We start from the raw sequence: 25330 nt of genomic DNA, 5'->3' as shown, positions 1-25330 counted from the left end.
GGCAGGCGCGGCCCGGGAACGGCGCGGCCCGGGAACGGCGCGGCCCGGGAACGGCGCGGCCCGGGAACGGCGCGGCCCGGGAACGGCGCGGCCCGGGAACGGCGGAACCCCGCCCCTCCGGAAGGAGGAGCGGGGTTCACGTACGAGTGGTCAGCGGCCCGCGCGGTTGACGGCGGAGATGACCGCCTTCAGGGAGGCGCGGGTGGTGTTGGCGTCGATGCCGATGCCCCACAGGACCCGGCCGTCGATCGCGCACTCGATGTAGGAGGCGGCCACGGCGGAGGCGCCCTCGCTCATCGTGTGCTCGGTGTAGTCCAGCAGGCGGGCGTCGACGCCGATGCCGGCCAGCGCGTCGAAGAAGGCGGAGATCGGGCCGTTGCCGGTGCCGTTCAGGACCGTGTCCACGCCGTCCACGACCGCCTCGACGGTCAGCGTGTCCGTGCCGTCCTTGTCGGTGGCCGTCGAGCCGGAGCGCAGCTGGATACGACCCCATCGAGACGCGGCGTTCTCCGGGTTCGGCAGGTACTCGTCGGAGAAGACGTCCCAGATCGCCTTCGGCGTGACCTCGCCGCCCTCGGCGTCGGTCTTGGCCTGGATGATCCGCGAGAACTCGATCTGCATGCGGCGCGGCAGGTCCAGCTTGTGGTCGTTCTTCAGGACGTACGCGATGCCGCCCTTGCCGGACTGCGAGTTGACCCGGATGACCGCCTCGTAGGAGCGGCCGACGTCCTTGGGGTCGATGGGCAGGTACGGCACCGCCCACTCGATGTCGTCCACGGTCTTGCCCCGGGCGGCCGCGTCGGCCTCCATGGCGTCGAAGCCCTTCTTGATGGCGTCCTGGTGGGAGCCGGAGAAGGCGGTGTAGACCAGGTCGCCCGCGTAGGGGTGGCGCGGGTGGACCTCCATCTGGTTGCAGTACTCGCTGGTGCGGCGGATCTCGTCGATCTGCGAGAAGTCGATCTGCGGGTCGATGCCCTGGGAGAACAGGTTCATGCCCAGCGTGATCAGGTCGACGTTGCCGGTGCGCTCGCCCTGCCCGAACAGGCAGCCCTCGATGCGGTCGGCGCCGGCCATCAGGGCCAGTTCGGCGGCGGCGACGGCGGTGCCGCGGTCGTTGTGCGGGTGCACGGAGATGCAGATGTGCTCGCGGCGGGTCAGGTTGCGGGCCATCCACTCGAAGCGGTCCGCGTGGGTGGACGGCGTCGAACGCTCCACGGTGGCGGGCAGGTTCAGGATGATCTCGCGGCCCTCGGACGGCTGCCAGACATCGCAGACGGCCTCGCAGACCTCCAGGGCGAAGTCCAGCTCGGTGTCGGTGAAGATCTCCGGGCTGTACTGGTAGCCGAAGGTGGTCTCCGGGCCCAGCAGCTTCTCGGCGTACTCCATGACCAGGCGGGTGCCGTCGACGGCGATCTGCTTGATCTGCTCCTTGGAGCCGCGGAAGACGACCCGGCGGAAGGTCGGCGCGGTCGCGTTGTACAGGTGGACGGTGGCGCGCTTGGCGCCGACCAGGGACTCCACGGTCCGCTCGATCAGGTCCTCGCGGGCCTGGGTCAGTACGGAGATGGTGACGTCGTCCGGGATCGCGCCCTCTTCGATGATGGAGCGCACGAAGGCGAAGTCGGTCTCGCCGGAGGACGGGAAGCCGACCTCGATCTCCTTGTAGCCCATGCGCACCAGCAGGTCGAACATCTCGCGCTTGCGGGCGGGGGTCATCGGGTCGATCAGCGACTGGTTGCCGTCCCGCAGGTCGGTGGAGAGCCAGCGGGGGGCCTTGGTGACGCGGGCGCCGGGCCAGGTGCGGTCCGGGATGTCCACCTGTTCGTACTGTCCGTACTTGTGGATCGGCATCCCGGAGGGCTTCTGGGTGTGGGTCGCGTTCGTGATGGGCGTGGGGCGACCGACAAAAGGCTGCTGGCTCATGGCGTTGGGCTCCTCGCGTGTCCGCGGTAGTTCGCTGGGACGGCCGACGGCGGTAGTGAAAACCGCAACACCAAACTCCGCGGGGAGGGGGCCGGCCTACGACTACAGACCCTCGCCGCGGCAGCTAAGGAGAAGCAGCCCGAAACGCATGATGGGCCGAGCCTAGCCGAGCCGCGCCGTAACGCGAGGACCTGTTTCAGTATGCAAGACCCGCGCGTCCGATTTGCACCAAATGTGAGCCAAGCCTCGTTCCCGCCGTCCAGGTCGGGGCGATCCCCCGAAGCCGCCGCGTTCCGGCCGTGCGATGACACCAGGCACGTTTCTGCAGCGCGGGAAGGTGACACAACCGAATGAATCATGGTTGCAGCTAGTGACATCGATGTGACGCGGTGCCACATTGCCGGGCATGGATGCCTCCCACGCCCACCGCCACCCCGTCTTCTGCACGGTCGTGCCGCCGCACCTCCTCGACAAGGCCGCACTGTCCGGGGACACCCGGCGCGCCGACCTCGCCCAGCGCACCCTCGAACGCGACTCCCTGCTGCGCACCCGGCGCCGGGTCACCGCCGTGCGCGGGATCGTGCCCACCCTCGCCGCGCCGGCGGGCGACGACCCGCAGCGGACGGTCTTCGACGCCCAGCACCGCACGCAGCTGCCGGGGACGAAGGTCCGCGAGGAGGGCGACCCGCCGGGCAGGGACGCCACCGTGAACCGCGCCTACGCGGGCCTCGGGGCGACGTACGAGCTGTTCCTGAAGGGCTTCGGGCGCCGCTCGATCGACGATTCCGGACTGCCGCTGGACGCCACCGTCCACTACGGCGAGGACTACAACAACGCCTTCTGGGACGGGCAGCAGATGGTCTTCGGCGACGGGGACGGGGACCTCTTCCTCGACTTCACCGTGTCGGTGGACGTCATCGGGCACGAGCTGACCCACGGGGTCACCCAGTACACGGCGAACCTGCGCTACCGCGGCCAGTCCGGCGCCCTCAACGAGTCGATGTCCGACGTCTTCGGCTCCCTGATCAAGCAGTACTCGCTGGAGCAGACGGCCGACCAGGCCGACTGGCTGATCGGGGCCGGCCTCCTCGGCCCCAACGTGACCGGGGTCGCGCTGCGCTCCATGAAGGCCCCGGGCACCGCGTACGACGACGACGAGCTCGGCAAGGACCCGCAGCCGGCGACCATGGACGACTACGTGAACACCCACAGCGACAACGGCGGTGTCCACATCAACTCCGGCATCCCCAACCACGCCTTCTACATCGCGGCGACCGAACTCGGCGGCAAGGCCTGGGAGCGGGCCGGGCAGATCTGGTACGACACCCTGACCGGCGGGGACCTCACCCCGAAGGCCGACTTCGCCGACTTCGCCCGGCTCTCCACGGCGGCCGCCGCCACCCGGTACGGGGACGGCGGGGCGGAACACCAGGCACTCCAGAAGGCCTGGTCGACCGTGGGCGTCCCGTTTGCGGGGTAGAGCCCTCCCATGCGGATTCTGGTGGTACGGACGGGCGGCTTCGCGGGCATCGAGCGACGGGCCGAGGTGGACACCTCGGGCCTGCCGGACGAGGACGAGTGGCGGGCCCTGGCCCAGCTCGCGCTGCGGCCCGGTCCGCCGGGCGACCCGGCGGACCGGGTGCGGGACGGCTTCTCGTACCGGATCACGGTGGACGGCCGGACGGTCTCCTGCGCCGAGCCGCGCCTGTCGGAGGCCCAGCGGGCCCTGATCTCGCGCGTCCTGAAAGAAGGTGCCTGAGCCCCGGCCCTTTGCTTGGATGGCCGGATGACCAATCCCATGATCGATTCGACGCTGTCCGAGCTGGAGCGGTACTACGACACGGTGCCGCGGGTGGGCGGCGCCCGGGCCGAGGACTTCGGTCCCCTGACCCTGTTCGTCCAGGAGGGCGCGGGCTGGCCGTACTACGCGCGGCCCGCGCTCGGCGGCTCCGACGCGACCGCCTCCGACGTGGAACGGGTGCTGGCCCGGCAGCGGGAGCTCGGCGTGCCCGAGGCCTTCGAGTGGGTCGCCGAGACCAGCCCCGCGCTGCGCGCGGCCGCCGAGGAGGCGGGGCTCCACGTCCACGCGCACCCGCTGATGGTGCTGGAGGCCGCGCAGGAGCTGCCCCCGCACCCGGAGGTACGGCTGCTCGACGCCGAGGACCCCCTGCTGGCGGCGGCGCTGACCGTCCCGGCGCTGGCCTTCGCCGACCCGGGGACCGCGGTGGGCGAGGCCGGGCCGGCGCAGCTGTCGGCCGCACTGGCGGACCCGTCGGTGGAGACGCGCCGGGCGAGCGTCTCGGCGAAGCTCGCGGCGGGCACCTCGGGGATGGCCGCGGCCGTCCGCGACGGCGTGGTGCTGTGCTCGGGCATGTTCAACCCGGTCGGGGACGTCGCCGAGGTCGTGGGCGTGGGCACCCTCCCGTCCGCCCGCCGTCAGGGCCTGGCCCTCGGGGTCACCGCGGCCCTGGTCGCGCAGGCCCGCGCCCGGGGCGCCCGTACGGTCTTCCTCTCGGCCGGGGACGAGGACGTGGCCCGGATCTACGGGCGCGCCGGCTTCCGGCGGGTGGGCACGGCCCTGATCGCGGAGCCGCCCGCCGACGCGTGACGGTTTTGCCGGGACGGCAACAATGTTTGCCGGTGGGGGCGGGCCGGGCGCAGCATCGGGGACACGAAGACCCCGAGCGGAAGAGGCTCCCATGCCGAAGCACGACCACGCGCACGCAGACGCACACGCGCACGCCGACGAGAACGTCCACGGGGACGGGAACGCTCCCGCCCCCGGCGGCGCGGAGTTCTGGGACGGGCGCTACAGCGAGAGCACGCGCATCTGGAGCGGCAAGCCGAACGCCGTCCTGGTCCGCGAGGCGGAGGACCTCGCCCCCGGCCGGGCCCTCGACCTCGGCTGCGGGGAGGGCGCCGACACGGTCTGGCTGGCCCGCCGCGGGTGGCGGGTCACCGCCACCGACATCTCGAAGGTGGCCCTGGGCCGGGCCGCGGAACACGCCGCCGAGGCCGGGGTCGGCGAGCTCGTCGACTGGCAGCAGCACGACTTCTCGCAGTCGTTCCCCGAGGGGGAGTTCGACCTCGTCTCGGCCTGCTTCCTGCACAGCTACGGGGACTTCCCGCGCGAGCGGATCCTGCGCCGGGCCGCCGCCGCGGTGGCACCCGGCGGGACCCTCCTCGTGGTGGGCCACGCGGGAGGGCCGTCCTGGAACCCCGAAGCCCTCGCGGACATCCACTTCCCCACCCCGCAGGAGGTCCTCGCGCAGCTGGAGCTGGCGGAGGGCGGCTGGGAGGTCCTGACCGCGGCGGAGCACGTCCAGCCCATGACCGACCCGGAGGGCCGGCCCGGCAGCCGCCCCGACAACGCGGTCAAGGTCCGGCGCGTCGCATAGGCCGTCTCCGGACGGGCCCGGGGACGCTTCCGGGAAGCGTGCCCGGGCGGCCGGTCAGAAGCCGAGCTTGCGCAGCTGCTTGGGGTCCCGCTGCCAGTCCTTGGCGACCTTCACGTGGAGGTCGAGGAAGACGGGGGTCCCGAGCAGCGCCTCGATGTGCTTGCGCGACTTCATCCCGACCTCCTTCAGGCGGGAGCCCTTCGGGCCGATGATGATGCCCTTCTGGCTCGGCCGCTCGATGTAGACGTTGGCGTGGATGTCGAGCAGCGGCCGGTCCGCCGGCCGGTTCTCGCGCGGGATCATCTCCTCGACGACCACGGCGATGGAGTGCGGGAGCTCGTCCCGTACGCCTTCCAGCGCGGCCTCGCGGATCAGCTCCGCGACCATGACCATCTCGGGCTCGTCGGTGAGGTCGCCCTCCGGGTACAGCGGCGGGCTCTCCGGCAGCAGCGGCGCGATCAGGTCGGCCAGCAGCTGGACCTGGCTGTCGCCGACCGCGGAGACGGGGACGATCTCCGCCCACTCGAAGCCCAGCTCCTCGGCGAGCCGGTGGACGGCGATGAGCTGCTCGCCCACCACCTTCGACTCGACCAGGTCGGTCTTGGTGATGATGGCGATCTTGGGGGTCTTCTTGATCCCCGCGAGCTCCTTGGCGATGAACTTGTCGCCCGGGCCGAGCTTCTGGTCGGCCGGCAGGCAGAAGCCGATGACGTCGACCTCGGCCCAGGTGGTGCGCACGACGTCGTTGAGGCGCTCGCCGAGGAGGGTGCGCGGCTTGTGCAGACCGGGCGTGTCGACGAGGACGAGCTGCGCGTCGGGGCGGTGCACGATGCCGCGGACGGTGTGGCGGGTGGTCTGCGGCCGGTTGGAGGTGATCGCGACCTTGGTGCCCACGAGTGCGTTGGTGAGGGTCGACTTGCCGGCGTTGGGACGGCCGACGAAGCAGGCGAAGCCCGCACGGTGCGGGGCGGTGGACTCGGGGGAACGATCGCTCATACGGGCCATTCTCCCCGATGCGGCTCCCAGCGCCGACCAGACCAGGGCGGTGAGGCCGAGCAGTGTCGTGAGGGGCGGGTGCGCGGCGTGGGCGGCACGCCCCTGAGCTGTGGTTCCGCCGGCCCGCGCGCGCACCGTCACCTGCGCCCATTCCACGGCCGGCGGGCCGTCCCAGTGGGCCCGCAGGCGCACTTCCTGACCCGGCAGCAGTTCGGCGGGCAGCCCGGCGAGCCCGCGGTCGAGCAGTCGGCGGCCGAGCGCCCCGGAGGCGGTCAGGGTGGCCCGGGGCCGGAGGGTGACGTTGCCGGTGTTGTGGAGCGTGTACGAGATCTCCGCGGCGGCCCCGCGCCGGTGCACGGTGACGTCCCGGACGGCGAGGGCGGGCGCGGTGGGGCCGGTCACCCGCAGGTACAGCCGGGCGGCGACCGCCTGCTGCACCCCGATCCCCCGGGCGTCCGCGGCCGCGGCGGCGGGCCGTTCTTCGAGGGCCACGACGGCGCCGGGGTGGTCCCCCGGTTCCGCCCGGTCGGGGACGGTGAGGGTGAAGCCGACGCGGGCCGTGCCGCCGGCCGGGACGGTGACCCGCTCCAGGTCGAGCTTCGTCCACGCGGCGGCGGCCCGGCGCGGCTCGTCGGGCCCGCGCACGGCGAAGCCGCCGTCGCGGACGGTGTTGTGGGCGTCGGCGGCGTAGAGGCGGAAGGTGCGGGTGCGGTCGGTCCGGTTGGTGACGGTGACGGCGTCGGCGACGCTCTGGCCGGGCGCCGCGGCGAGGTAGAAGTACGGGCGCCGGCCCACGGTGTTCGCGGCGGGCAGTACGGACCACTGGCCGTCGTCCGCCGAAGCCGTCCCGGCGGGCAGCAGGAGGAGGCCCAGTGCGGCCAGGGCTGTCGTCAGCAGGGCGACGACCGTGCTCCCGGGGCTTCGCGCCGCGGCGCCGCCGCCGGGGGCGGTCGAGGACGGGGGCCGGGCGGAGCGCGGCCTTCCGCGCCGCGGCACCCTCCGCCGGACGGAAGGCGTCACGACAGGGTCAGCGTGAGGACCGCCGTGTAGGCGCCCGGCGGGGTGTACGGCGGCACGTGCAGGGTGACGGCGGCGTCGATCGTGAAGGTGCCGCCGACCAGCGGGCCGTCCGGGGTGGAGGCCAGGAGGGCGCCCTCCGGGCCGACGACGCCCGCGCTGCCCGGCGTACAGGGGCTCTGGCTGCCGGGGGCCGCCACGCACGACGGCGTCCAGGACAGGGACGCGCCCGGGATGCGGATCCCGCCCGGTCCGGTGAAGTCGGTGACCTTGCCGGTGAGGGACCAGCCGGCCGGGCCGCCGCGCGCGTCGGTGACCGTCACGGTGCCGATCCGGCCGGGGGCGGCGCCTGCGCCGCCGTACGGGACCGCGCCGAGGGTGATGTCCTGGCCCGCCTGGGTCATGCCGAGCGCGCCGGGCTCGACGGTGGCGGTGACCTTCTGGGTACCGGACGCCGGCGGGGCGGCGTCGACGACCGTGTACGCGGCCGGGCCGGAGCCCCGCGGCGCCGACCAGGCCGCGCCCTCGTAGGCGATCACGGCGGTGGTGGCCCGGTCCGTGACCGGCAGCCGCATGACGGCCGTGCCCGCGCCGTCGGCGGTGGCGCTCACCCGGTCGGCGGTCTCGGCGGCACCCGCCCGTCCGGCGACGGTCACGGCGGCGCCCGGGGGGAAGCCGGCGGCGGTGACCTCGACCTCGGCTCCGGGCTTTCCGTGGGCGGTGGCGAGGAAGACGCTGCGCAGGTTGGCGGTGGGCAGTGCGGCGGCGGTGAGGCGGGCGGAGACGGGTGCGGCGGCCGGGGCGGCGGCGGTGCAGGAGGTGTCGAGGTCGAGCAGGTGGCGGGTGTGCAGGGTGTAGGCGCCCGGGGCCAGGGTGATCTCCCCGGGCGCGGTGACGGTGAAGGTGCCGGTCATGGTGACGGCGGGCAGGGGCGCGCCGGCCGGTACGGGGTCGTTGCGCTGGACGCCGACGACGGTGACCTCGCCGCTCTGGGCGCCCGCCAGCACGATCCGGCCGGTCGGGGTGAGCGTATCGGCGGGGAGTTCACCGCCGACCGGGTTCAGGGCCGGGGTGCTGAGCACCTGGTAGGTCGCGGTGACGGTGTCGCCGACCCGGGGGGCCGGGTCGTCCACGGTGATCCGGGCGGTGGTCCGCCCGTCGGCGGGCGGCAGTCCGGCCTCCTGGGGCGCCAGGCACTGGGTGGGGAACTCCACCTGTCCCGGGGGCGTCTCGCCCTCGGCGGCGGCCGGTGCGCCGAGGGCGCCCCCGGCCGTGGCCGCCAGCGCGGCCACGCCGACGGCTGCCGACCATCTCCGGTTCCGCGCCCGTGTTCGCACTGCCCGCCCCCTGGGTTCCCTCGCGCCGAGCCCCGCGCAGGGGGCCATTCACGAGCGGGCGGCGGGAGAAGTCAATGCACGGACCCGGCAGCAACTGATGGCCCATCAGGAGATGGGAGGTTGGCGCCGGCCGCTGCCGTGACACCGCCTCCCCCGGTGGCGGCGCCTCCCGCCGTGGCCCGGAACGTGCGCCGGTAGGCCGTCGGGCTCACCCCCAGCGCCGCCTGCACGTGCTTGCGCAGGGACTGGGCCGTGCCGAAGCCGCTCTCCCGCGCGACGTGTTCCATCGACAGCTCCGTCTGCTCCAGCAGCCGCCGCGCCCGCTCCACCCGCCGGCCGGTGATCCACTGCCCCGGGCTGATGCCCGTCTCCTCGCGGAAGCGGCGCGTGAAGGTCCGCACCGACACGGCCTCCTGCCGGGCCATGTCGGCGAGCCGGAGCGGCTCGTGCAGCCGGTCCAGCACCCAGGCCCGGGCCGCCGTGGTGGTGGCGAGCTGCGGCTCCGGCACCGGGCGGTCGACGAACTGCGCCTGCCCGCCCTCCCGGTGGGGCGGTACGACGGTCCGCCGGGCGGCCTCGTTGGCGACCGCCGCACCGTGGTCGCGGCGCACGATGTGCAGGCACAGGTCGATGCCCGCCGCCACGCCCGCCGAGGTCAGCACGTCCCCGTCGTCGGTGTAGAGCACGTCGGCGTCCACCTGCACGGCGGGGAAGAGCCGCTGGAAGTGCTCGGCGGAGGCCCAGTGGGTGGTGGCCCGGCGGCCGTCCAGGTAGCCGGCGGCGGCCAGCACGTAGCCGCCCGTGCAGATGGAGACGAGCCGGGTGCCGGGCCGGATGTGCGCGAGGGCCGCGGCGAGCTCGTCGCCCAGCCTGCCCTCCTCGTGGACCGGTCCCAGCTCGTAGGAGGCCGGCACGACCACCGTGTCCGCCGTGGCGAGCAGCTCGGGGCCCCGCGCGACCTGGACGGCGAAGTCGGCGTCCGTGGGGACCGGGCCGGGGGCGAGCCCGCACGTGAGGATCTCGTACAGCGGCCGCCCGTGCCGGTCCTTGGCGCGGCCGAAGATCCGGTGCGGGATGCCGAGCTCGAAGGGCAGCAGCCCGGGGAGGGCCAGGACGACGACGCGGTGCGGCGCGGATTCCATGGCCCGATCGTATCGAAGCATGACAGTCAGGCCACTGTCCTGCGGTGTCCCGCCGGCCCGAAGCTTCTCGCGTGACCCAGACAGACCCCGCCCCCGGCACCCTTCCCGCCCTCTCCCCGCGGCGGGCCGGACGCGTCCACCGCGCCTGGTACGTCGCCGCCGTCGCCTTCGTGACGATCATCGGCGCCGCCGGTTTCGCCTCCCTGCCCGGACTGCTCATCGAGCCGCTGCACGAGGAGTTCGACTGGTCGCGCGGCACCATCGGCGTGGCCGTCTCCGTGAACCTGGCGCTGTACGGGATCACCGCGCCCTTCGCCGCGGCGCTGATGGACCGCTTCGGCATCCGCCGGGTCGTGGCGGTGGCCCTGACCGTGATCGCGGGCGGTGCGGTGGCCACGGTGTGGATGACCGCGCCCTGGCAGCTGGTGCTGTGCTGGGGCGTGCTGGTGGGACTGGGCAGCGGCTCGATGGCCCTGGCCTTCGCCGCGACGGTGACGGGCCGCTGGTTCACCGCACGGCGCGGCCTGGTCACCGGGATCCTGACCGCCGCCGGCGCCTCCGGGCAGCTGGTGTTCCTGCCGACGCTGGCATGGCTGGTGGACCGCCACGGCTGGCGCCCGGCGACGGTGACGGTCGCGGTCGCCGCGCTGGCCGTCGTGCCCTTCGTCTGGCTGCTGCTGCGCGACCACCCCGCGGACGTGGGGCTCGCGCCGTACGGCGGCACCTACGCGCCCAAGCCCGCCCCGGCCGTTGGCGCGGCCCGGCGGGCGCTGAAGGTCCTCGCCGACGCGGCCCGGACGGGTCCCTTCTGGCTCCTGGCGGGCACCTTCGCGATCTGCGGCGCCTCGACGAACGGGCTGGTGCGGACGCACTTCGTGCCGGCGGCGCACGACCACGGCATGCCGGTGACGGCGGCCGCCGGGCTGCTGGCGGTCATCGGCGTCTTCGACGTGGTCGGCACGATCGCCTCGGGCTGGTTCACGGACCGCTTCGAGTCCCGGCGGCTGCTGGCGGTCTACTACGCGCTGCGCGGGGTGTCGCTGCTGTTCCTGCCGATCCTGCTGGCGCCGTCGGTGCGGCCGCCGCTGGTGTTCTTCATCGTCTTCTACGGCTTGGACTGGGTCGCGACCGTCCCGCCGACGATCGCCCTGTGCCGCGAGCACTACGGGGAGGACGGTGCGATCGTCTTCGGCTGGGTGCTGGCCTCGCACCAGATCGGCGCGGTGGTGGTGGCCTTCCTGGGCGGCCTGGCCCGGGACCTCACGGGCTCGTACGACGTGGTCTGGTACGCCTCGGGCGGGCTGTGCGCGATGGCGGCCCTGATGGCGATGGTCATCCGCCGCCGGCCTTCCGGCGGGGCGGCCGAACTCCCCGGCGCCTGATCCGGCCTGGGCCCGGCAGATCCAGCCTCGCCAGGGGGCACCTCCCAGCGGTAGCTGGGGGAGATTGAGGCGCGGGTCCGGGCAGAGCCCGGTGCCCGGCGGAGCCGGGTTCCTGGGGCGCCGCCCCAGACCCCGCGCCTCAAACGCCGGCGAGGCTGGACTTGGTGCGGCACCGGCCGAACACGGGGCGGCCGCCCCGCCGGGAGGCCAGGGGCTACGGACCGGCCGGAGTCGTGGACTTCAGGGTGCCGTCCGGGGCGGCCAGGAGGACCGGGGTGTCCGGGCCGCCGAGGTCGCGGACGGCCGCGCGGTCGGCCTCGGCCGGGGCGTCGGCCGCGCTCACGACGGCGGCGGCCTCCAAGGACCGCGCCCCGCTGGCCACGGCCATCGCGACCGCGGTCTGCAGCGCGCTCAGCTTCAGGGAGTCGAGCGCCACCGTCCCCGCGACGTACGTCCGCCCCGTCTCGTCCCGCACCGCCGCCCCCTCGGGCACCCCGTTGCGGGCCCGGGCGCTGCGCGCCAGCGTGATGATCTTGCTGTCCTCGGGGTCGATCCCGGTGCTCTCCGTCATGGTCGAAAGCATAGGGAGCGTCCCCGCCCGACCGCGCAACGACCCCGCCGCCGCCCGGCCGGCCCCGGCCGTGCCCGTCTCAGGGCCGGTCGAGCTTCAGCCGCTCCGCCCGCGGCAGCCCCGCCACCACCAGGTCGTAGGAGTCCTCGACGAGCTCGCGCAGCATCGCGTCCGGGATCCCGCCCACGGTCACCGTGTTCCAGTGCCGCTTGTTCATGTGATAGCCCGGCGCGATCGCCCCGTGCTCCTCGCGCAGCCGTACCGCCAGCTCCGGTTCGCACTTGAGGTTGATCTTCAGCGGCTCGGCGTCCAGCGCGCTGAGCGCGAACATCTTGCCCATCACCTTGAACACCGAAGTCTCCGGGGTGAAGGGGAATTCCTCCACCGCCGCGTTGAAGCCCAGACAGAACTCCCGCAGCTGCGCCGGGGTCATTCCCCCTCCTCCCCCGCGGCCTCCGCCGCGGCCACCGGTTCGACCAGGACCGTCACGATCTTGTTCCGCCGGCCCGCCGGCGACTCGGCCGTGAGCCGCAGCGGACGCCCGTCGGGCAGTTCCACCAGCGCCGAGGCGCCCGCGATCGGCACCCGGCCCAGCGCCTTCGCCAGCAGTCCGCCGACGGTCTCGACGTCCTCGTCGTCGAAGGCCTCGACCTTGAACAGCTCGCCGAGGTCGGTGATGTCCAGGCGCGCCGTGACCCGGTAGCGGTCCTCGCCCAGGTCCTCGACCGGCGGGAGCTCCCGGTCGTACTCGTCGGTGATCTCGCCGACGATCTCCTCAAGGATGTCCTCGATGGTGACGATGCCGGCCGTGCCGCCGTACTCGTCGATCACGACGGCCACGTGGTTGCGCACCTGCTGCATCTCGCGCAGCAGGTCGCCCGCGTTCTTGGTGTCCGGTACGAAGACGGCCGGCCGCATCGCCGTCGACACCAGGTCGGCCTCGGAGTCCCGATTGACGTGCGTCTTGCGGACCAGGTCCTTCAGGTAGACGATCCCGACGATGTCGTCCTCGTTCTCCCCGGTGACCGGGATGCGCGAGAAACCGGACCTCAGGGCGAGCGTGGTCGCCTGACGAACCGTCTTGTAGCGCTCGATGCAGACCAGGTCGGTGCGCGGCACCATCACCTCGCGCACGAGGGTGTCGCCGAGTTCGAAGACCTGGTGCACCATGCGGCGCTCGTCGTCCTCGATGAGCGATTCCTTCTCGGCGAGGTCGACCATCGCCCGCAGCTCGGCCTCGGAGGCGAAGGGGCCCTTGCGGAAGCCCTTGCCCGGCGTGAGCGCGTTGCCGACGAGGATCAGCAGCTGCGGGATCGGTCCCATGATCCTGGCGAGCGGTACGAGGACGTACGCGGACGCCGTCGCCGTGTTCAGCGGGTGCTGGCGGCCGATCGTGCGCGGGGAGACGCCCACGGCGACGAAGGAGACCAGCACCATCACGGCGATGGCCACGAGCAGCGCGGTCCAGTTCTCGCCGAACTCGTCGAGGCAGACGTAGGTGACCAGGACGCCGGCCGCCATCTCGCAGGTGACCCGGACCAGCAGCGCCACGTTCAGGTAGCGGGTGGGGTCGCCGGCGACCTGGGCGAGCTTCTCGCTGCCGCGCCTGCCCTCCCGTACGGCCTGCTCGGCGCGGAAGATCGAGATGCGGGCGATGCCGGACTCCGCGCACGCCGCGAACCAGGCCACGACCACCAGCAGCACCGCGCCGGTGATCAGTTGCGGGGCGCTCACGAGACGGTGGGAGCCGGGGACGGGCCGGTCAGCCCGCGCTCACCGCGCCAGCCGTCCACGATGGCCGCCTGCAGGCCGAACATCTCGGCCTTCTCGTCCGGCTCCTCGTGGTCGTACCCGAGCAGGTGCAGCACCCCGTGGACGGTCAGGAGCTGGAGCTCCTCGTCCATGGAGTGCTGCGTCGGGGCTTCCTCGCCCTGCTTCTTCGCGACCTCGGGGCAGAGCACGATGTCGCCGAGGAGCCCCTGCGGGGGCTCCTCCTCGTCCTTCGACGGCGGACGGAGCTCGTCCATCGGGAAGGACATGACGTCGGTCGGGCCCGGCAGGTCCATCCACTGGATGTGGAGCTGCTCCATCGCGTCCTCGTCGATGACGATGACGGAGAGCTCCGAGAGCGGGTGGATCCGCATCCGGGTGAGCGCGTAGCGGGCGATGTCGAGGATCGCCTGCTCGTCGACCTCGGTTCCGGACTCGTTGTTGACGTCGATCGACATGGTGCGCTGGGTTCTACTTCCGCTGGTAGCCGTTGGCGGCCTGCTGGCCGTCGTCGTACTTCTCGTACGCGTCGACGATACGGCCGACCAGCTTGTGCCGGACGACATCCTCGGACGTGAGCCTCGAGAAGTGGATGTCCGGTACCCCGTCGAGGATTTCCTGGACCTGGCGCAGACCGCTCCTGGCCCCGCCGGGCAGGTCGATCTGGGTGATGTCACCGGTGATCACGATCTTGGAGTCGAAGCCGAGACGCGTCAGGAACATCTTCATCTGCTCGGTGGTCGTGTTCTGGGCCTCGTCGAGGACCACGAACGCGTCGTTGAGCGTGCGGCCGCGCATGTAGGCCAGCGGCGCGACCTCGATCGTGCCCGCCGCCATCAGCCGCGGGATCGAGTCGGGGTCGAGCATGTCGTGCAGCGCGTCGTAGAGCGGGCGCAGGTACGGGTCGATCTTGTCGAAGAGGGTGCCCGGCAGGAAGCCGAGCCGCTCCCCCGCCTCGACGGCGGGCCGGGTCAGGATGATCCGGCTGACCTGCTTGGACTGCAGGGCCTGGACCGCCTTGGCCATGGCGAGGTAGGTCTTTCCGGTACCGGCGGGGCCGATGCCGAAGACGATCGTGTTCTTGTCGATCGCGTCGACGTACCGCTTCTGGTTGAGGGTCTTGGGGCGGATGGTGCGGCCGCGGCTGGAGAGGATGTTCTGGGTGAGCACCTCGGCGGGCGTCTCGGGCCCGTCCCCGTTGCCGTTCGCGCTCGCCTTGAGCATGGCGATCGAGCGTTCCACTGCGTCCTCCGTCATCGGCTGCCCGGTGCGGAGCACCAGCATCATCTCGTCGAACAGTCGCTGGATCAGGGCGACTTCCGCCGCCTCTCCGATCGCGCTGACCTGATTGCCCCGAACATGGATGTCGGCCTTCGGGAAGGCCTTCTCGATCACGCGCAACAGGGCGTCGCCCGAGCCGAGCACCGTCACCATCGGGTGCGTCGCCGGTACGGTGAAGTGCGCTCGCGCCTGCCCCGGCGCGGGGATGTGGGCTGTCGATGTCTGAGTCATGGGCCGGCACTGTGGCCTGCGCATACCTCCTGCTGAGGGGCCGCGCCGATCGACGACCTCCGGAGTACCAAGCGTACGTCGCCGCCGCTGCTTCCCCGAGAGGTTTTCACCGCCCCGCCCCGCGCAGTCCCGCGGCTACGCGGAGTGCCGGAAGCCGATGGTCGGGACGGCCCTGCGCCGGGCGGCCGGGGTAGCGGCCGACGGGATGAGGTCGTCCAGGAAGCCGTAGCGGCCGCGCAGCGCGTGCGGGGCGTCGCGCCACCAGTGGGCCACCTCCGGCCAGCCGGGGGCCGACAGGGAGCCGCCGAACTCCTGGACCGACAGGGCGGCGGTCAGCCCGGCGAAGGCGAGGCGGTCCGCCAGCGGCCAGCCCGCCAGGGTGCCGGTGACGAAGCCCGCCACGTAGACGTCCCCCGCCCCCGTCGGGTCCAGCGCCTCCACGGCGATCCCGGGGACGTGCGCGGTCTCACCGGTGCGCCCGTCGACCGCGTACGAGCCCTCCGCGCCCATGGTCACCACCGCGATCGGGACCTTCTCGGCCAGCGCGCGGGCCGCCGCCCGCGGACAGTCGGTGCGCGTGTACCGCATCGCCTCGCCCGCGTTCGGCAGGAAGGCCTCGCAGTGCTCCAGGTCGGCCAGGGCCCCCAGGTCCCACCGCCCGCTCTCGTCCCAGCCGACGTCCGCGAAGACCCGAGAGCCGCGCCGGGCGGCCTCGCCGATCCACGCCTCGCCGCGGCCGGGGCCCAGCGAGGCCACGGCCGCGCGGGCTCTCGGCGGGCACTGCGGCAGGGGCCCGGGGTCCGCCGGCGGCGGGGCCTCGTGGCCGTGGGAGACCATCGTGCGCTCGCCCTCGTAGGCCATCGAGACCGTGACGGGGCTGTGCCAGCCCGGGACGATCCGCGACATGGACAGGTCGATGCCCTCGCCCTGCTCCAGCGCGTCCCAGCAGTACTCGCCGTAGTGGTCGTCGCCGAAGGCCGCGGCCAGCGAGGTGCGCAGGCCGAGCCGGGCCAGGGCGGTGGCCATGTTGGCGACGCCGCCGGGGCTGGAGCCCATGCCGCGCGCCCAGGACTCCGTGCCGCGCACGGGCGCCGAGTCGAGGCCGGTGAAGATGATGTCGAGGAAGACCGTCCCGGTCAGGAAGACGTCGCAGCCCGGTTCCTCCGGGTCGCGCAGCGGACCGAGCGGGTCCACGGCTGCGGTGCGGCTGTCGAGGTCCCGACTGGTCACGGTGGTCTCCCCGGTTGATCTCGAAGGGCCGTTTCTCGGTGAAAGCTGCGAGGTCTCCCCACCAGGTGCGGGATCAAAACCCAGTGTGGCGCAGGTCACCCGCAAGATGCCCTGCGACCCGGTCACCCCAACCTCCGGTGGCGGGCCCGGGACGCCGCGCGTCCCGGGCCGCGCGCCTCAGCCCCGCTTCGGCAGCGGCACCCTCATCAGGTCCGCGGCCACGGTGAGCTCCCCCTCGAACCCGGCCGCCCGTGCCTGGCGCTCGAACTCGGTGGGGTCGGTGTACCGCTGCGAGAAGTGCGTCAGCACCAGGTGCCGCACGCCCGCGTCCCGCGCCACGCGCGCCGCCTGGCCGGCGGTGAGGTGCCCGTGGTCGGTGGCCAGGCGCTCGTCCTCGTCGAGGAAGGTCGACTCGATGACCAGCATGTCGCAGCCCTCGGCGAGCTCGTCCACGCCGGTGCAGAGCCGGGTGTCCATGACGAACGCGAACCGCTGCCCGGGCCGGGGCTCGCTGACCTGCTCCAGCGTGACCCCGCCGAGGTGTCCGTCGCGCTGGATCCGGCCCACGTCGGGCCCCTTGATCCCGTGCCGGGCGAGCAGTTCGGGCACCATCCGGCGCCCGTCGGGCTCGGTGATCCGGTAGCCGAAGGACTCCACCGGGTGCGAGAGCCGCCGGGTCTCCAGGACGTACGAGGCGCCCTGCGCGACCGGCCCGTCCTCGCGGACCGGCTCCTCCAGGAGCGGCACGGTCTCGCGGTAGGCCGTGGCGTACCGGAGCCGGTCGAAGAACTTCTGCCCCGACGCCGGGTAGTGCGCGGCGACGGGGTGCGGGACCTGGTCGAGGTTGATCCGCTGGATCACGCCGGCGAGGCCGAGGCTGTGGTCGCCGTGGAAGTGGGTGATGCAGATGCGGTTGATGTCGTGCGCGGCGACCCCGGCCCGCAGCATCTGCCGCTGCGTGCCCTCGCCCGGGTCGAAGAGGATGCCCTCGCCGTCCCAGCGCAGCAGGTAGCCGTTGTGGTTGCGGTGGCGGGTGGGCACCTGGCTGGCGGTGCCCAGCACCACGAACTCTCTGACGGACACGTGCTATCCCGGGGGCCACTGGAGGCCGCGGCCGCCCAGGACGTGCGCGTGGGCGTGCCAGACGGTCTGCCCGGCACCGGATCCGGTGTTGAAGACGATCCGGTAGCCGTGGTCGTCGATCTTCTCGTCGGCGGCGACCTGTGCGGCCTCGCGCAGTATGTCGGCGGCGACGCCCGGCTCGGCGGCCGCGAGGGACGCGGCGTCGGCGTAGTGCACCTTGGGGATGACGAGCACGTGCGTGGGCGCCTGCGGGTTGATGTCCCGGAAGGCGACGGTGGTCTCGGTCTCCCGGACCACGGTCGCCGGGATGCTCCCCTCGACGATCTTGCAGAACAGGCAGTCGGCCTGCGGTTCCCCGGCCATGTGCACACCCTCCCGTGACGTTGATCGGTCCGGGCATCGTATCCAGCCGGGGGCCCGCCGCGGGCGCGCATTTCGGCCGGTCAGGCCCAGCGTCCGGTACGGGCGAGCAGGACCGCCGCGGCCGCGGTGCCGGCGGTGGAGGTCCGCAGGACGGAGCGGCCCAGGCGGTGCGGGTGCGCCCCCGCCGCGGCGAAGACCTCCAGCTCCTCCGGGGAGACCCCGCCCTCCGGGCCGACCACCAGGACGACGGAGCCGGCCGCGGGCAGCTCGGCCGTGGCCAGGGCCTGCGAGGGGGTGTCGCGGTCCTCGTGCAGGACCATCGCCAGATCGGCGTCGGCCAGCAGCGCCGCGACCTGCTTGGTGGACATGGCCTCGGCCACCTCCGGGAAGCGGACCCGGCGGGACTGCTTGCCCGCCTCGCGGGCCGTGGCCCGCCACTTGGCCAGGGACTTGGCCCCGCGGTCGCCGCGCCACTGGGTGATGCAGCGGGATGCCTGCCAGGGCACGATCGCGTCCACGCCGGTCTCGGTCATGGTCTCGACGGCCAGCTCGCCCCGGTCCCCCTTGGGCAGGGCCTGGACCACGGTGATGCGGACCGCGGGCTCCTCCTCGCGCCCGGCGCCGGCGACCGCCACGACGAGCCGGTCCTTGCCCTCGGCCGCCTTGACGACCGCCTCCGCCCAGCCGCCGCGGCCGTCCGTCAGGACCACCTGCTCGCCCGGGTTCAGCCGCTTCACGGACACGGCGTGGCGGCCCTCCGGGCCGTCCAGGACGAACTCCGCCCCCGCGGGGACCTCTTCGACCACGAACACCGGGGCCGTCATGACGCACTCCTCATCTGCATTTCCTTCAACATCCTCTGCGCCTCGGCCAGTTCGGCCGCCAGCACCTCCACCAGCTCCGCCGCCGGCAGCGCCCGCGCGAGCCGGTGCCCCTGGCCCGCCCACAGGGCCATGCCCTGCGGGTCGCCGGCCGCGGCGGCCGCCTTGCGCAGCCCCGAGGTCAGGTGGTGGACCTGGGGGTAGGCGGCCGGGGCGTAGGGGCCGTGTTCCCGCATGAAGCGGTTGACCAGGCCCCGGGCCGGCCGCCCGGAGAAGGCCCGGGTCAGCTCCGTGCGGACGAAGAGCGGATCGGTCAGCGCCTTCTTGTGCACGGGGTCCGCCCCCGACTCGGGACACACCAGGAAGGCCGTCCCGAGCTGCACCGCCGCCGCGCCGGCCGCCAGCAGCGCGGCGATCTGCGCGCCCCGCATGACCCCGCCCGCGGCGATGATCGGCAGGGCCACCGCCTCCCGTACCTGTGCCACCAGCGCGAGCAGTCCCACCGCCGCCGTGCCGTCGATCTGCGGGTCGTCCCGGTGGGTGCCCTGGTGGCCGCCCGCCTCGACGCCCTGGACGCAGACGGCGTCGGCGCCCGCCTGCTGGGCGCTGCGGGCCTCCTCGACCGAGGTCACGGTGACGACGGTGTACGTACCCGCCTTGCGCAGGGCGGCGAGGGCCGCGGGGGCGGGGCAGCCGAAGGTGAACGACACGACCGGGACCGGGTCTTCGAGGAGGATGGCGAGCTTGGCGTCGTAGCCGTCGTCGCTGGTGCCGATGATGTCCTCCTCGGCGAGCGAGATCTCGTACCAGCTGGCCTCGCCGGCCAGCTGCCCGCGGTACGCCTCCACCGCGGCCGGGTCGACGTACCCGGTCTGCGGCATGAAGAGGTTGACGCCGAAGCGGTGCCGGGTGAGCGCGCGCACCTGCTTGATCTCCTGGTACATCCCGTCGGCGGTCTTGTAGCCGCCGGCCAGGAAGCCCAGCGCGCCGGCCTCGCACACGGCGGCGACGAGCGGCGGGCAGGAGGCGCCGCCCGCCATGGGAGCCTGCACGATCGGGTGGGGGGAGAGACCGTTCGCGGCGGTGGACATGGCTGCATCGTGCCACGTCCGGCCCGGGGCGCCGAATCACCGCATTCGCTTGGCATAGTCCCCGTCCCGGCGGGCGGAGGGGCCGCCTCCGGGCGTACGCGAAGAGCCCGGCCGGGGTGTCCCCGGGCCGGGCTCGAAGCGGTGTCCGCCGTGCGGTCAGCGACCGTTGAAGGCGTCCTTCAGCCGGCTGAAGAGGCCCTGCTGGCCCGGCGCGAACTGGCCCATGGGCCGCTCCTCGCCGCGCAGCTTCGCCAGCTGGCGCAGCAGTTCCTCCTGCTGGGCGTCCAGCTTGCCCGGGGTGGTGACCTCGACGTGGACGATCAGGTCGCCGCGCCCGCCGCCGCGCAGGTGGGTGACGCCGCGCCCGTGCAGCGGGATCGCCTGGCCGGACCCGGTGCCGGGCCGGATGTCGATCTCCTCCAGCCCGTCCAGGGTCTCCAGCGGGCACTTGGTGCCGAGCGCCGCCGCCGTCATCGGGATGGTGACCGTGCAGTGCAGGTCGTCCCCGCGCCGCTGGAAGGTCGGGTGGGCCAGCTCGTGGATCTCCACGTACAGGTCGCCGGCGGGGCCGCCGCCGGGGCCGACCTCGCCCTCGCCCGCGAGCTGGATCCGGGTGCCGTTCTCGACGCCTGCCGGGATCTTGACCGTGAGGCTGCGGCGGGAGCGGACCCGGCCGTCGCCCGCGCACTCGTGGCACGGGGTCGGGACGACGGTGCCGAAGCCCTGGCACTGCGGGCAGGGGCGCGAGGTCATGACCTGGCCCAGGAAGGACCGGGTGACCTGCGAGACCTCACCGCGGCCGCGGCACATGTCACACGTCTGCGCCGAGGTGCCGGGGGCCGCGCCCTCGCCGGAGCAGGTGGTGCAGACGACGGCTGTGTCGACCTGGATGTCCTTGGTCGTCCCGAAGGCCGCCTCGTCCAGTTCCAGGTCGAGGCGGATCATGGCGTCCTGGCCGCGCCGGGTCCGCGAGCGCGGGCCGCGCTGCGAGGCCTGGCCGAAGAAGGCGTCCATGATGTCGGAGAAGTTGCCGAAGCCGCCCGCTCCGAAGCCGCCGGCTCCGCCGCCGCCCGAGGAGGACAGCGGGTCGCCGCCGAGGTCGTAGACCTGCTTCTTCTGCGGGTCCGAGAGCACCTCGTAGGCCGCGTTGATCTCCTTGAAGCGCTCCTGCGTCTTCGGATCCGGATTCACGTCCGGGTGGAGTTCACGCGCGAGGCGCCGGAAGGCCTTCTTGATCTCGTCCTGCGATGCGTCGCGGCGCACGCCGAGAACGGCGTAGTAGTCGGTGGCCACTTACGACTCCGCCAGGATCTGTCCGACGTAACGTGCCACTGCGCGTACCGCTCCCATCGTTCCGGGGTAGTCCATGCGGGTCGGTCCGACCACGCCGAGTTTGGCGACCGTTTCGCCGCCCGAACCGTAACCGACCGAGACGACCGACGTGGAGTTGAGCCCCTCGTAGGCGTTCTCGTGCCCGATCCTTACGGCCATTCCCGACTCGTTGGCCTCGCCGAGCAGCTTGAGGAGCACGACCTGCTCCTCCAGCGCCTCCAGCACCGGCCTGATCGTCAGGGGAAAATCGTGTCCGAAGCGGGTGAGATTGGCGGTTCCGCCGATCATCAGCCGCTCCTCCGCCTCCTCGACCAGGGTTTCGAGGAGGGTCGAGAGGACGGTGGAGACGGTGCCCCGGTCGTCGGCCTCGAAGGACTCCGGGAGGTCCTGGACGAGCGGCGGCACATCGGTGAAGCGCCTGCCGACGACCCGGCTGTTGAGCCGGGCCCGCAGGTCGGCGAGCGAAGCCTCGCCGAAGGGGCTCGGGCAGTCGACGAGGCGCTGCTCGACGCGTCCGGTGTCCGTGATCAGCACGAGCATCAGGCGCGCGGGAGCGAGCGAGAGCAGCTCCACGTGCCGGACGGTCGAGCGGGTCAGGCTCGGGTACTGGACGACCGCGACCTGGCGGGTCAGCTGCGCGAGCAGCCGCACCGTACGGCCGACGACGTCGTCGAGGTCGACGGCCCCGTCGAGGAAGTTCTGGATGGCCCGTCGCTCGGGCGACGACAGCGGCTTGACCCCCGCGAGCCGGTCGACGAAGAGCCGGTAGCCCTTGTCGGTGGGGATCCGGCCGGCGCTGGTGTGGGGCTGGGCGATGTAGCCCTCTTCCTCCAGCACCGCCATGTCGTTGCGCACGGTGGCGGGCGAGACGCCGAGCCGGTGCCGCTCGGTGAGCGCCTTGGAGCCGACCGGCTCCTCCGTCCCGACGTAGTCCTGGACGATGGCGCGCAGCACTTCGAGTCTGCGTTCGCTGAGCATCGCGCACACCTCCAGCGTGATCCGTTGCCGTGTTCCGACGTGTTCCGACGTCTTCTGCCGTGTTCTGACGTTCGTTGGCACTCTGTACGTTCGAGTGCCAGAGAGCCCCCGCTCAGTGTACGGCCGGGTAGTAAGACCCTGGCAAGGGAGGCCCGCCAGGGTAGCGTCGCGGCATGGACGTGCGTTGGGAAGAGGCGGGCTGGGAACGGCTCACCGGAAGGGCCGGCCGGCGGCGCCTGCCGGTGTGGGACTGCACGGTGGGGCTGGTGGTGGGGGACGAGTCCGTCCTCCTGATCGATCCCGGTTCCTGCGTGCGCGAGGGGGCCGCGGTACGGGCCGAGGCCGAGCGCCTGACGGGCCGCAGCGTGACCCATATCGCATTCACGCACGGCCATTTCGATCACGTACTGGGCGCGGCCGCCCTCCCCGGGGCCGAGGTCTTCGGGGCGGTGGGGCTGGCCGCGCTCCTCGACGCGGAGCGCGAGGAGCTGCGCGGGGACGCGGTGCGGCACGGGCTGGCGGAGGCGGAGGCGGCCGAGGCGGTGGACCGGCTGGTACTGCCCGGCCATCAGGTGTCGGGCGAATGGACCCTGGAACTGGGCGGGGTGCAGGTGCTGCTGGCCAACGTGGGGCCCGGGCACACCGGGCACGACCTGGCCGTCTTCGTCCCGGGCGAACGCGAGACGGTGTTCTGCGGGGACCTGGTCGAGGAGTCGGGCGAGCCGATGGCGGGCCCGGACGCGGTGCCCCGGCAGTGGCCCGCCGCCCTGGACCGGCTGCTGTCGCTGGGCGGTGAGGACGCGCTGTACGTACCGGGTCACGGAGCGGTGGTCACCGCGGAGTTCGTGCGTGCGCAACGCGCCACACTGGCGGCCCGTTCCGGCGTGTCGTAGCGGGGAGGGGCGCCGCTCTCCTAGTGTCGGCCGGATGCGCGAGTACTCCCCCGATCTGACCCCGCAGTGGAAGCGACCCAAGGCCGTGCCGGAGGTCGCCGCGGAACCGGACCTGGTGGTCGAGGTGGCGGGTACGGACTTCTGCGGCGCGGTGGTGGCCTGCGAGGCGGGCACGGTGACCCTGGAGGACCGCTTCGGCAAGCGCCGGGTGTTCCCGATGGAGCCGCGGGGCTTCCTGCTGGACGGCGCGGTGGTGACGCTGGTGCGCCCGCCCCGCGGCCCGGCGGTGCCCACCCGCACGGCGTCCGGCTCCATCGCCGTCCCCGGCGCCCGTGCGCGGGTGGCGCGGGCCGGCCGGATCTACGTCGAGGGCCGGCACGACGCCGAGCTGGTGGAGCGGGTGTGGGGCGACGACCTGCGCATCGAGGGCGTGGTGGTGGAGTACCTGGAGGGCGTCGACGACCTCCCGGCCGTGGTGGCGGAGTTCGGCCCGGCCCCGGACGCCCGCCTCGGGGTCCTGGTGGACCATCTGGTGCCGGGCTCGAAGGAGTCCCGCATCGCGGCGGCGGTGACCTCGCCGGACGTGCTGGTGGTGGGCCACCCGTACGTGGACGTCTGGCAGGCGGTGAAGCCGTCCGCGCTGGGCATCCCGGCCTGGCCGGTGGTCCCCCGCGGCCAGGACTGGAAGACGGGCGTCTGCCGGGCCCTGGGCTGGCCGGAGAACACCGGGGCCGCCTGGCAGCACATCCTGTCCCGGGTGGGCTCCTACAAGGACCTGGAGCCGACCCTGCTGGGCCGCGTGGAGGAACTGATCGACTTCGTCACGGCCCCGGCCTGATCTACGGCAGGGTGCCGAACTGCCCGGTGTCGAGCGTCACCCCGAGGGCATCGAGCGGGACCGGTTCTGCGAACTTGCTGGTCCGCGCCGTGCGGTAGCCGGCCTGGTCCCCGCCGCCGAACGGCTCGGTGAGCAGCGTGCACTTCGCTTCGAAGGGGTCGACGATCAGATGAACAGCACGATCAGGTTGTGGACCACGTCGGGCCCGGCCGTCATCACGATTTCCCCCCGGAGGAGCTCGACCTTGACGCCCTCGGGAGCCGCGAGGCTCTCGAAGAACTCGGTCATGCGCTGATCGTCCACAGCGGTCGTCTCCGGCCCTCCGTTTCTGCCGCCGTGAGGTACGACGACAGGCTGGGAACAGGGTAGGCAGCGCCGACCCGGATCGGCGCGGGTTCACCCGGGAAGGTGATCAGTCGACCAGGTCCCGGACCACCGCGTCGGCCAGCAGCCGCCCGCGCAGGGTCAGCACGGCGCGCCCGGCCTCGTAGGGGGCCGGCTCCAGGAGCCCGTCCGCAAGGGCCTTGCGGGAGGAGGCCAGGCCCGCCGGGGCGAGCAGGGACAGCGGGACGCCGTCCACGAGGCGCAGCTCCAGCAGGATCCGCTCCACGCGGCGGTCCTCCTCCGAGAGGAGTTCGCGTCCCGCGCCCGGGGAGCGCCCCTCGGCGAGGGCGGCGGCGTAGGCGCCGGGGTGCTTGACGTTCCACCAGCGCACCCCGCCCACGTGCGAGTGCGCGCCGGGACCTGCGCCCCACCAGTCGGCGCCGCGCCAGTACAGCTCGTTGTGCAGGCAGCGTCCGGCCTCCGAGGTGGCCCAGTTCGACACCTCGTACCAGGAGTACCCCGCCTGGGCCATGACCTCGTCGGCGATCAGGTAGCGGTCGGCGTGGACGTCGTCGTCGGTCATGGGGACCTCGCCGCGGCGGATCCGGCGGGCCAGCTGCGTGCCCTCCTCGACGATCAGCGCGTAGGCGCTGACGTGGTCCGGGCCGGCCCCGAGCGCGGCGGCGAGGGAGTCGCGCCAGTCCTGGTCGCTCTCGCCCGGCGTCCCGTAGATCAGGTCGAGGTTGACGTGCTCGAAGCCCGCAGCGCGGGCCTCCGCCACGCACGCCTCGGGGCGCCCGGGCGTGTGGGTGCGGTCCAGGACCTTCAGGACGTGCTGCTTGGCGCTCTGCATGCCGAAGGAGATCCGGTTGAAGCCGCCGGCGCGCAGCTCGGCCAGGTACGCCGGGTCGACGGACTCCGGGTTGGCCTCCGTCGTGATCTCGGCGTCCTCGGCCAGGCCGAACTCGTCCCGGATCGCCGCGAGCATCCGTACGAGGTCCCCGGCGGGCAGCAGCGTCGGCGTGCCGCCGCCGACGAAGACGGTGCGGACGGCCCGCGGGTCGTCGCCGAGCACCTTGCGGGCGAGGCGGACCTCGTCGATCAGGGTGTCGGCGTAGTTCTCGCGGGAGGCGAGCACCCCTCCGGTGCCCCGCAGCTCGGTGGCCGTGTAGGTGTTGAAGTCGCAGTACCCGCAGCGCGTGGCGCAGTACGGGACGTGCAGGTAGAAGCCGAGCGGCCGCTCCCCCGCGCCCGCCAGGGCGTGCGACGGCAGCGAGCCGTCTTCGGGCATGGGTTCACCGTCGGGGAGTGCGGAAGGCATACCCCCAT

Annotated in this window: 25 protein-coding genes; 7 read left to right on the top strand and 18 right to left on the bottom strand. The window is 73.2% G+C overall.

The window, feature by feature from the left end:
* Positions 1-150: 150 nt before the first annotated feature.
* Complete coding sequence (gene leuA / locus AB0O53_RS24115) at positions 151-1923, bottom strand: 2-isopropylmalate synthase (RefSeq protein ID WP_351000023.1); 1773 nt, start codon at positions 1921-1923, stop codon at positions 151-153.
* A 406-nt stretch (positions 1924-2329) separates the two neighbouring features.
* Between leuA and AB0O53_RS24110 the strand changes: the two genes are divergently transcribed.
* The 4 genes from AB0O53_RS24110 to AB0O53_RS24095 all read left to right on the top strand — a co-directional run bounded on the left by AB0O53_RS24110 (position 2330) and on the right by AB0O53_RS24095 (position 5321).
* Positions 2330-3403, top strand: coding sequence for a M4 family metallopeptidase (locus AB0O53_RS24110; protein WP_351000021.1), 1074 nt, complete (start codon positions 2330-2332; stop codon positions 3401-3403).
* 9 nt (positions 3404-3412) lie between these two features.
* Positions 3413-3682 (top strand): protealysin inhibitor emfourin, encoded by a 270-nt coding sequence (locus AB0O53_RS24105; RefSeq protein ID WP_030840943.1) that lies wholly within the window; start codon positions 3413-3415, stop codon positions 3680-3682.
* A gap of 27 nt (positions 3683-3709) precedes the next feature.
* Positions 3710-4531 (top strand): GNAT family N-acetyltransferase, encoded by an 822-nt coding sequence (locus tag AB0O53_RS24100; protein ID WP_351000018.1) that lies wholly within the window; start codon positions 3710-3712, stop codon positions 4529-4531.
* A 91-nt stretch (positions 4532-4622) separates the two neighbouring features.
* Positions 4623-5321: a class I SAM-dependent methyltransferase gene (locus AB0O53_RS24095; RefSeq protein WP_351000016.1), complete on the top strand. Its 699-nt coding sequence runs from the start codon at positions 4623-4625 to the stop codon at positions 5319-5321.
* Between the two features lie 54 nt (positions 5322-5375).
* On the opposite strand, the gene era is transcribed toward AB0O53_RS24095, so the two are convergent.
* The 3 genes from era to AB0O53_RS24075 all read right to left on the bottom strand — a co-directional run bounded on the left by era (position 5376) and on the right by AB0O53_RS24075 (position 9813).
* Positions 5376-6326 carry a GTPase Era gene (gene era, locus AB0O53_RS24090; RefSeq protein WP_168714643.1) on the bottom strand — a complete coding sequence of 317 codons (951 nt, stop codon included), beginning with the start codon at positions 6324-6326 and terminating at the stop codon, positions 5376-5378.
* Positions 6327-7333: 1007 nt separating this feature from the next.
* Positions 7334-8626 (bottom strand): beta-xylosidase, encoded by a 1293-nt coding sequence (locus AB0O53_RS24080; RefSeq protein ID WP_365198093.1) that lies wholly within the window; start codon positions 8624-8626, stop codon positions 7334-7336.
* A 116-nt stretch (positions 8627-8742) separates the two neighbouring features.
* Entirely contained in the window at positions 8743-9813 is a 1071-nt protein-coding gene (locus tag AB0O53_RS24075; RefSeq protein WP_365198090.1) for a GlxA family transcriptional regulator, read from the bottom strand.
* Between the two features lie 71 nt (positions 9814-9884).
* Between AB0O53_RS24075 and AB0O53_RS24070 the strand changes: the two genes are divergently transcribed.
* The gene (locus AB0O53_RS24070; RefSeq protein WP_365198087.1) at positions 9885-11195 is read left to right on the top strand and encodes an MFS transporter; all 1311 of its coding nucleotides are present in this window, start codon (positions 9885-9887) and stop codon (positions 11193-11195) included.
* 214 nt (positions 11196-11409) lie between these two features.
* On the opposite strand, the gene AB0O53_RS24065 is transcribed toward AB0O53_RS24070, so the two are convergent.
* The 12 genes from AB0O53_RS24065 to hrcA form a co-directional block, all read right to left on the bottom strand.
* On the bottom strand, positions 11410-11766 hold the full coding sequence (locus AB0O53_RS24065) for a cytidine deaminase-like protein (RefSeq protein WP_351000008.1): 357 nt from the start codon (positions 11764-11766) through the stop codon (positions 11410-11412).
* A 79-nt stretch (positions 11767-11845) separates the two neighbouring features.
* Positions 11846-12199, bottom strand: a complete 354-nt coding sequence (locus AB0O53_RS24060) for an MmcQ/YjbR family DNA-binding protein (protein WP_351000006.1) — start codon at positions 12197-12199, stop codon at positions 11846-11848.
* Positions 12196-13500, bottom strand: a complete 1305-nt coding sequence (locus tag AB0O53_RS24055; protein WP_365198084.1) for a hemolysin family protein — start codon at positions 13498-13500, stop codon at positions 12196-12198. Before AB0O53_RS24055 ends, AB0O53_RS24060 begins: the two co-directional genes overlap by 4 nt.
* Positions 13497-13994: an rRNA maturation RNase YbeY gene (ybeY, locus tag AB0O53_RS24050; RefSeq protein WP_351000001.1), complete on the bottom strand. Its 498-nt coding sequence runs from the start codon at positions 13992-13994 to the stop codon at positions 13497-13499. The genes AB0O53_RS24055 and ybeY overlap by 4 nt, the downstream gene beginning before the upstream one ends.
* A 13-nt stretch (positions 13995-14007) precedes the next feature.
* Positions 14008-15048 carry a PhoH family protein gene (locus AB0O53_RS24045; protein ID WP_030819296.1) on the bottom strand — a complete coding sequence of 347 codons (1041 nt, stop codon included), beginning with the start codon at positions 15046-15048 and terminating at the stop codon, positions 14008-14010.
* Positions 15049-15183: 135 nt separating this feature from the next.
* Entirely contained in the window at positions 15184-16278 is a 1095-nt protein-coding gene (locus AB0O53_RS24040) for a carbohydrate kinase family protein (protein ID WP_350999998.1), read from the bottom strand.
* A 177-nt stretch (positions 16279-16455) separates the two neighbouring features.
* A complete protein-coding gene (locus AB0O53_RS24035; RefSeq protein WP_365198080.1) occupies positions 16456-17361 on the bottom strand; it encodes a ribonuclease Z in 906 nt (301 codons plus the stop codon).
* A gap of 3 nt (positions 17362-17364) precedes the next feature.
* Positions 17365-17724, bottom strand: a complete 360-nt coding sequence (locus tag AB0O53_RS24030; protein WP_350999994.1) for a histidine triad nucleotide-binding protein — start codon at positions 17722-17724, stop codon at positions 17365-17367.
* Positions 17725-17804: 80 nt separating this feature from the next.
* Positions 17805-18548, bottom strand: coding sequence for a 16S rRNA (uracil(1498)-N(3))-methyltransferase (locus AB0O53_RS24025; protein ID WP_350999992.1), 744 nt, complete (start codon positions 18546-18548; stop codon positions 17805-17807).
* On the bottom strand, positions 18545-19636 hold the full coding sequence (locus AB0O53_RS24020) for a nitronate monooxygenase (RefSeq protein WP_365198076.1): 1092 nt from the start codon (positions 19634-19636) through the stop codon (positions 18545-18547). Before AB0O53_RS24020 ends, AB0O53_RS24025 begins: the two co-directional genes overlap by 4 nt.
* 156 nt (positions 19637-19792) lie before the next feature.
* Positions 19793-20929, bottom strand: coding sequence for a molecular chaperone DnaJ (dnaJ, locus tag AB0O53_RS24015; protein ID WP_031145725.1), 1137 nt, complete (start codon positions 20927-20929; stop codon positions 19793-19795).
* A complete protein-coding gene (gene hrcA, locus AB0O53_RS24010) occupies positions 20930-21946 on the bottom strand; it encodes a heat-inducible transcriptional repressor HrcA (RefSeq protein ID WP_350999988.1) in 1017 nt (338 codons plus the stop codon). It abuts the gene before it with no gap.
* 173 nt (positions 21947-22119) lie between these two features.
* On the opposite strand from hrcA, the gene AB0O53_RS24005 reads away from it, so the two are divergent.
* Both AB0O53_RS24005 and AB0O53_RS24000 read left to right on the top strand, forming a co-directional pair.
* Positions 22120-22839: an MBL fold metallo-hydrolase gene (locus AB0O53_RS24005; protein ID WP_350999986.1), complete on the top strand. Its 720-nt coding sequence runs from the start codon at positions 22120-22122 to the stop codon at positions 22837-22839.
* A 34-nt stretch (positions 22840-22873) separates the two neighbouring features.
* Positions 22874-23677: a DUF3097 domain-containing protein gene (locus AB0O53_RS24000; RefSeq protein WP_350999984.1), complete on the top strand. Its 804-nt coding sequence runs from the start codon at positions 22874-22876 to the stop codon at positions 23675-23677.
* 165 nt (positions 23678-23842) lie between these two features.
* On the opposite strand, the gene AB0O53_RS23995 is transcribed toward AB0O53_RS24000, so the two are convergent.
* Both AB0O53_RS23995 and hemW read right to left on the bottom strand, forming a co-directional pair.
* Positions 23843-23965 (bottom strand): hypothetical protein, encoded by a 123-nt coding sequence (locus tag AB0O53_RS23995; protein WP_350999982.1) that lies wholly within the window; start codon positions 23963-23965, stop codon positions 23843-23845.
* 124 nt (positions 23966-24089) lie between these two features.
* Positions 24090-25322, bottom strand: a complete 1233-nt coding sequence (gene hemW, locus AB0O53_RS23990) for a radical SAM family heme chaperone HemW (protein WP_365198072.1) — start codon at positions 25320-25322, stop codon at positions 24090-24092.
* Positions 25323-25330: the final 8 nt, after the last annotated feature.

The sequence above is a fragment of the Streptomyces erythrochromogenes genome (genome assembly GCF_040684695.1).
GTDB classification, from domain to species: domain Bacteria; phylum Actinomycetota; class Actinomycetes; order Streptomycetales; family Streptomycetaceae; genus Streptomyces; species Streptomyces erythrochromogenes_C.
The sequence above is the reverse complement of the archived record's forward strand: the minus strand, read 5'-3'. Positions and strand labels throughout refer to the sequence as shown.

What these genes read in the sequence shown, in the direction of transcription:
- leuA (WP_351000023.1), bottom strand. Translation starts at nt 1,923, where the DNA reads ATGAGCCAGCAGCCTTTTGTCGGTCGCCCCACGCCCATCACGAACGCG.
- hemW (WP_365198072.1), bottom strand. Translation starts at nt 25,322, where the DNA reads ATGCCTTCCGCACTCCCCGACGGTGAACCCATGCCCGAAGACGGCTCG.
- AB0O53_RS24075 (WP_365198090.1), bottom strand. Translation starts at nt 9,813, where the DNA reads ATGGAATCCGCGCCGCACCGCGTCGTCGTCCTGGCCCTCCCCGGGCTG.
- AB0O53_RS24005 (WP_350999986.1), top strand. Translation starts at nt 22,120, where the DNA reads ATGGACGTGCGTTGGGAAGAGGCGGGCTGGGAACGGCTCACCGGAAGG.
- AB0O53_RS24065 (WP_351000008.1), bottom strand. Translation starts at nt 11,766, where the DNA reads ATGACGGAGAGCACCGGGATCGACCCCGAGGACAGCAAGATCATCACG.
- AB0O53_RS24100 (WP_351000018.1), top strand. Translation starts at nt 3,710, where the DNA reads ATGACCAATCCCATGATCGATTCGACGCTGTCCGAGCTGGAGCGGTAC.
- AB0O53_RS24000 (WP_350999984.1), top strand. Translation starts at nt 22,874, where the DNA reads ATGCGCGAGTACTCCCCCGATCTGACCCCGCAGTGGAAGCGACCCAAG.
- era (WP_168714643.1), bottom strand. Translation starts at nt 6,326, where the DNA reads ATGGCCCGTATGAGCGATCGTTCCCCCGAGTCCACCGCCCCGCACCGT.
- AB0O53_RS24025 (WP_350999992.1), bottom strand. Translation starts at nt 18,548, where the DNA reads ATGACGGCCCCGGTGTTCGTGGTCGAAGAGGTCCCCGCGGGGGCGGAG.
- AB0O53_RS24020 (WP_365198076.1), bottom strand. Translation starts at nt 19,636, where the DNA reads ATGTCCACCGCCGCGAACGGTCTCTCCCCCCACCCGATCGTGCAGGCT.
- AB0O53_RS23995 (WP_350999982.1), bottom strand. Translation starts at nt 23,965, where the DNA reads ATGACCGAGTTCTTCGAGAGCCTCGCGGCTCCCGAGGGCGTCAAGGTC.
- AB0O53_RS24095 (WP_351000016.1), top strand. Translation starts at nt 4,623, where the DNA reads ATGCCGAAGCACGACCACGCGCACGCAGACGCACACGCGCACGCCGAC.
- hrcA (WP_350999988.1), bottom strand. Translation starts at nt 21,946, where the DNA reads ATGCTCAGCGAACGCAGACTCGAAGTGCTGCGCGCCATCGTCCAGGAC.
- AB0O53_RS24030 (WP_350999994.1), bottom strand. Translation starts at nt 17,724, where the DNA reads ATGGCCGGGGAACCGCAGGCCGACTGCCTGTTCTGCAAGATCGTCGAG.
- AB0O53_RS24060 (WP_351000006.1), bottom strand. Translation starts at nt 12,199, where the DNA reads ATGACCCCGGCGCAGCTGCGGGAGTTCTGTCTGGGCTTCAACGCGGCG.
- AB0O53_RS24110 (WP_351000021.1), top strand. Translation starts at nt 2,330, where the DNA reads ATGGATGCCTCCCACGCCCACCGCCACCCCGTCTTCTGCACGGTCGTG.
- AB0O53_RS24045 (WP_030819296.1), bottom strand. Translation starts at nt 15,048, where the DNA reads ATGACTCAGACATCGACAGCCCACATCCCCGCGCCGGGGCAGGCGCGA.
- ybeY (WP_351000001.1), bottom strand. Translation starts at nt 13,994, where the DNA reads ATGTCGATCGACGTCAACAACGAGTCCGGAACCGAGGTCGACGAGCAG.
- AB0O53_RS24105 (WP_030840943.1), top strand. Translation starts at nt 3,413, where the DNA reads ATGCGGATTCTGGTGGTACGGACGGGCGGCTTCGCGGGCATCGAGCGA.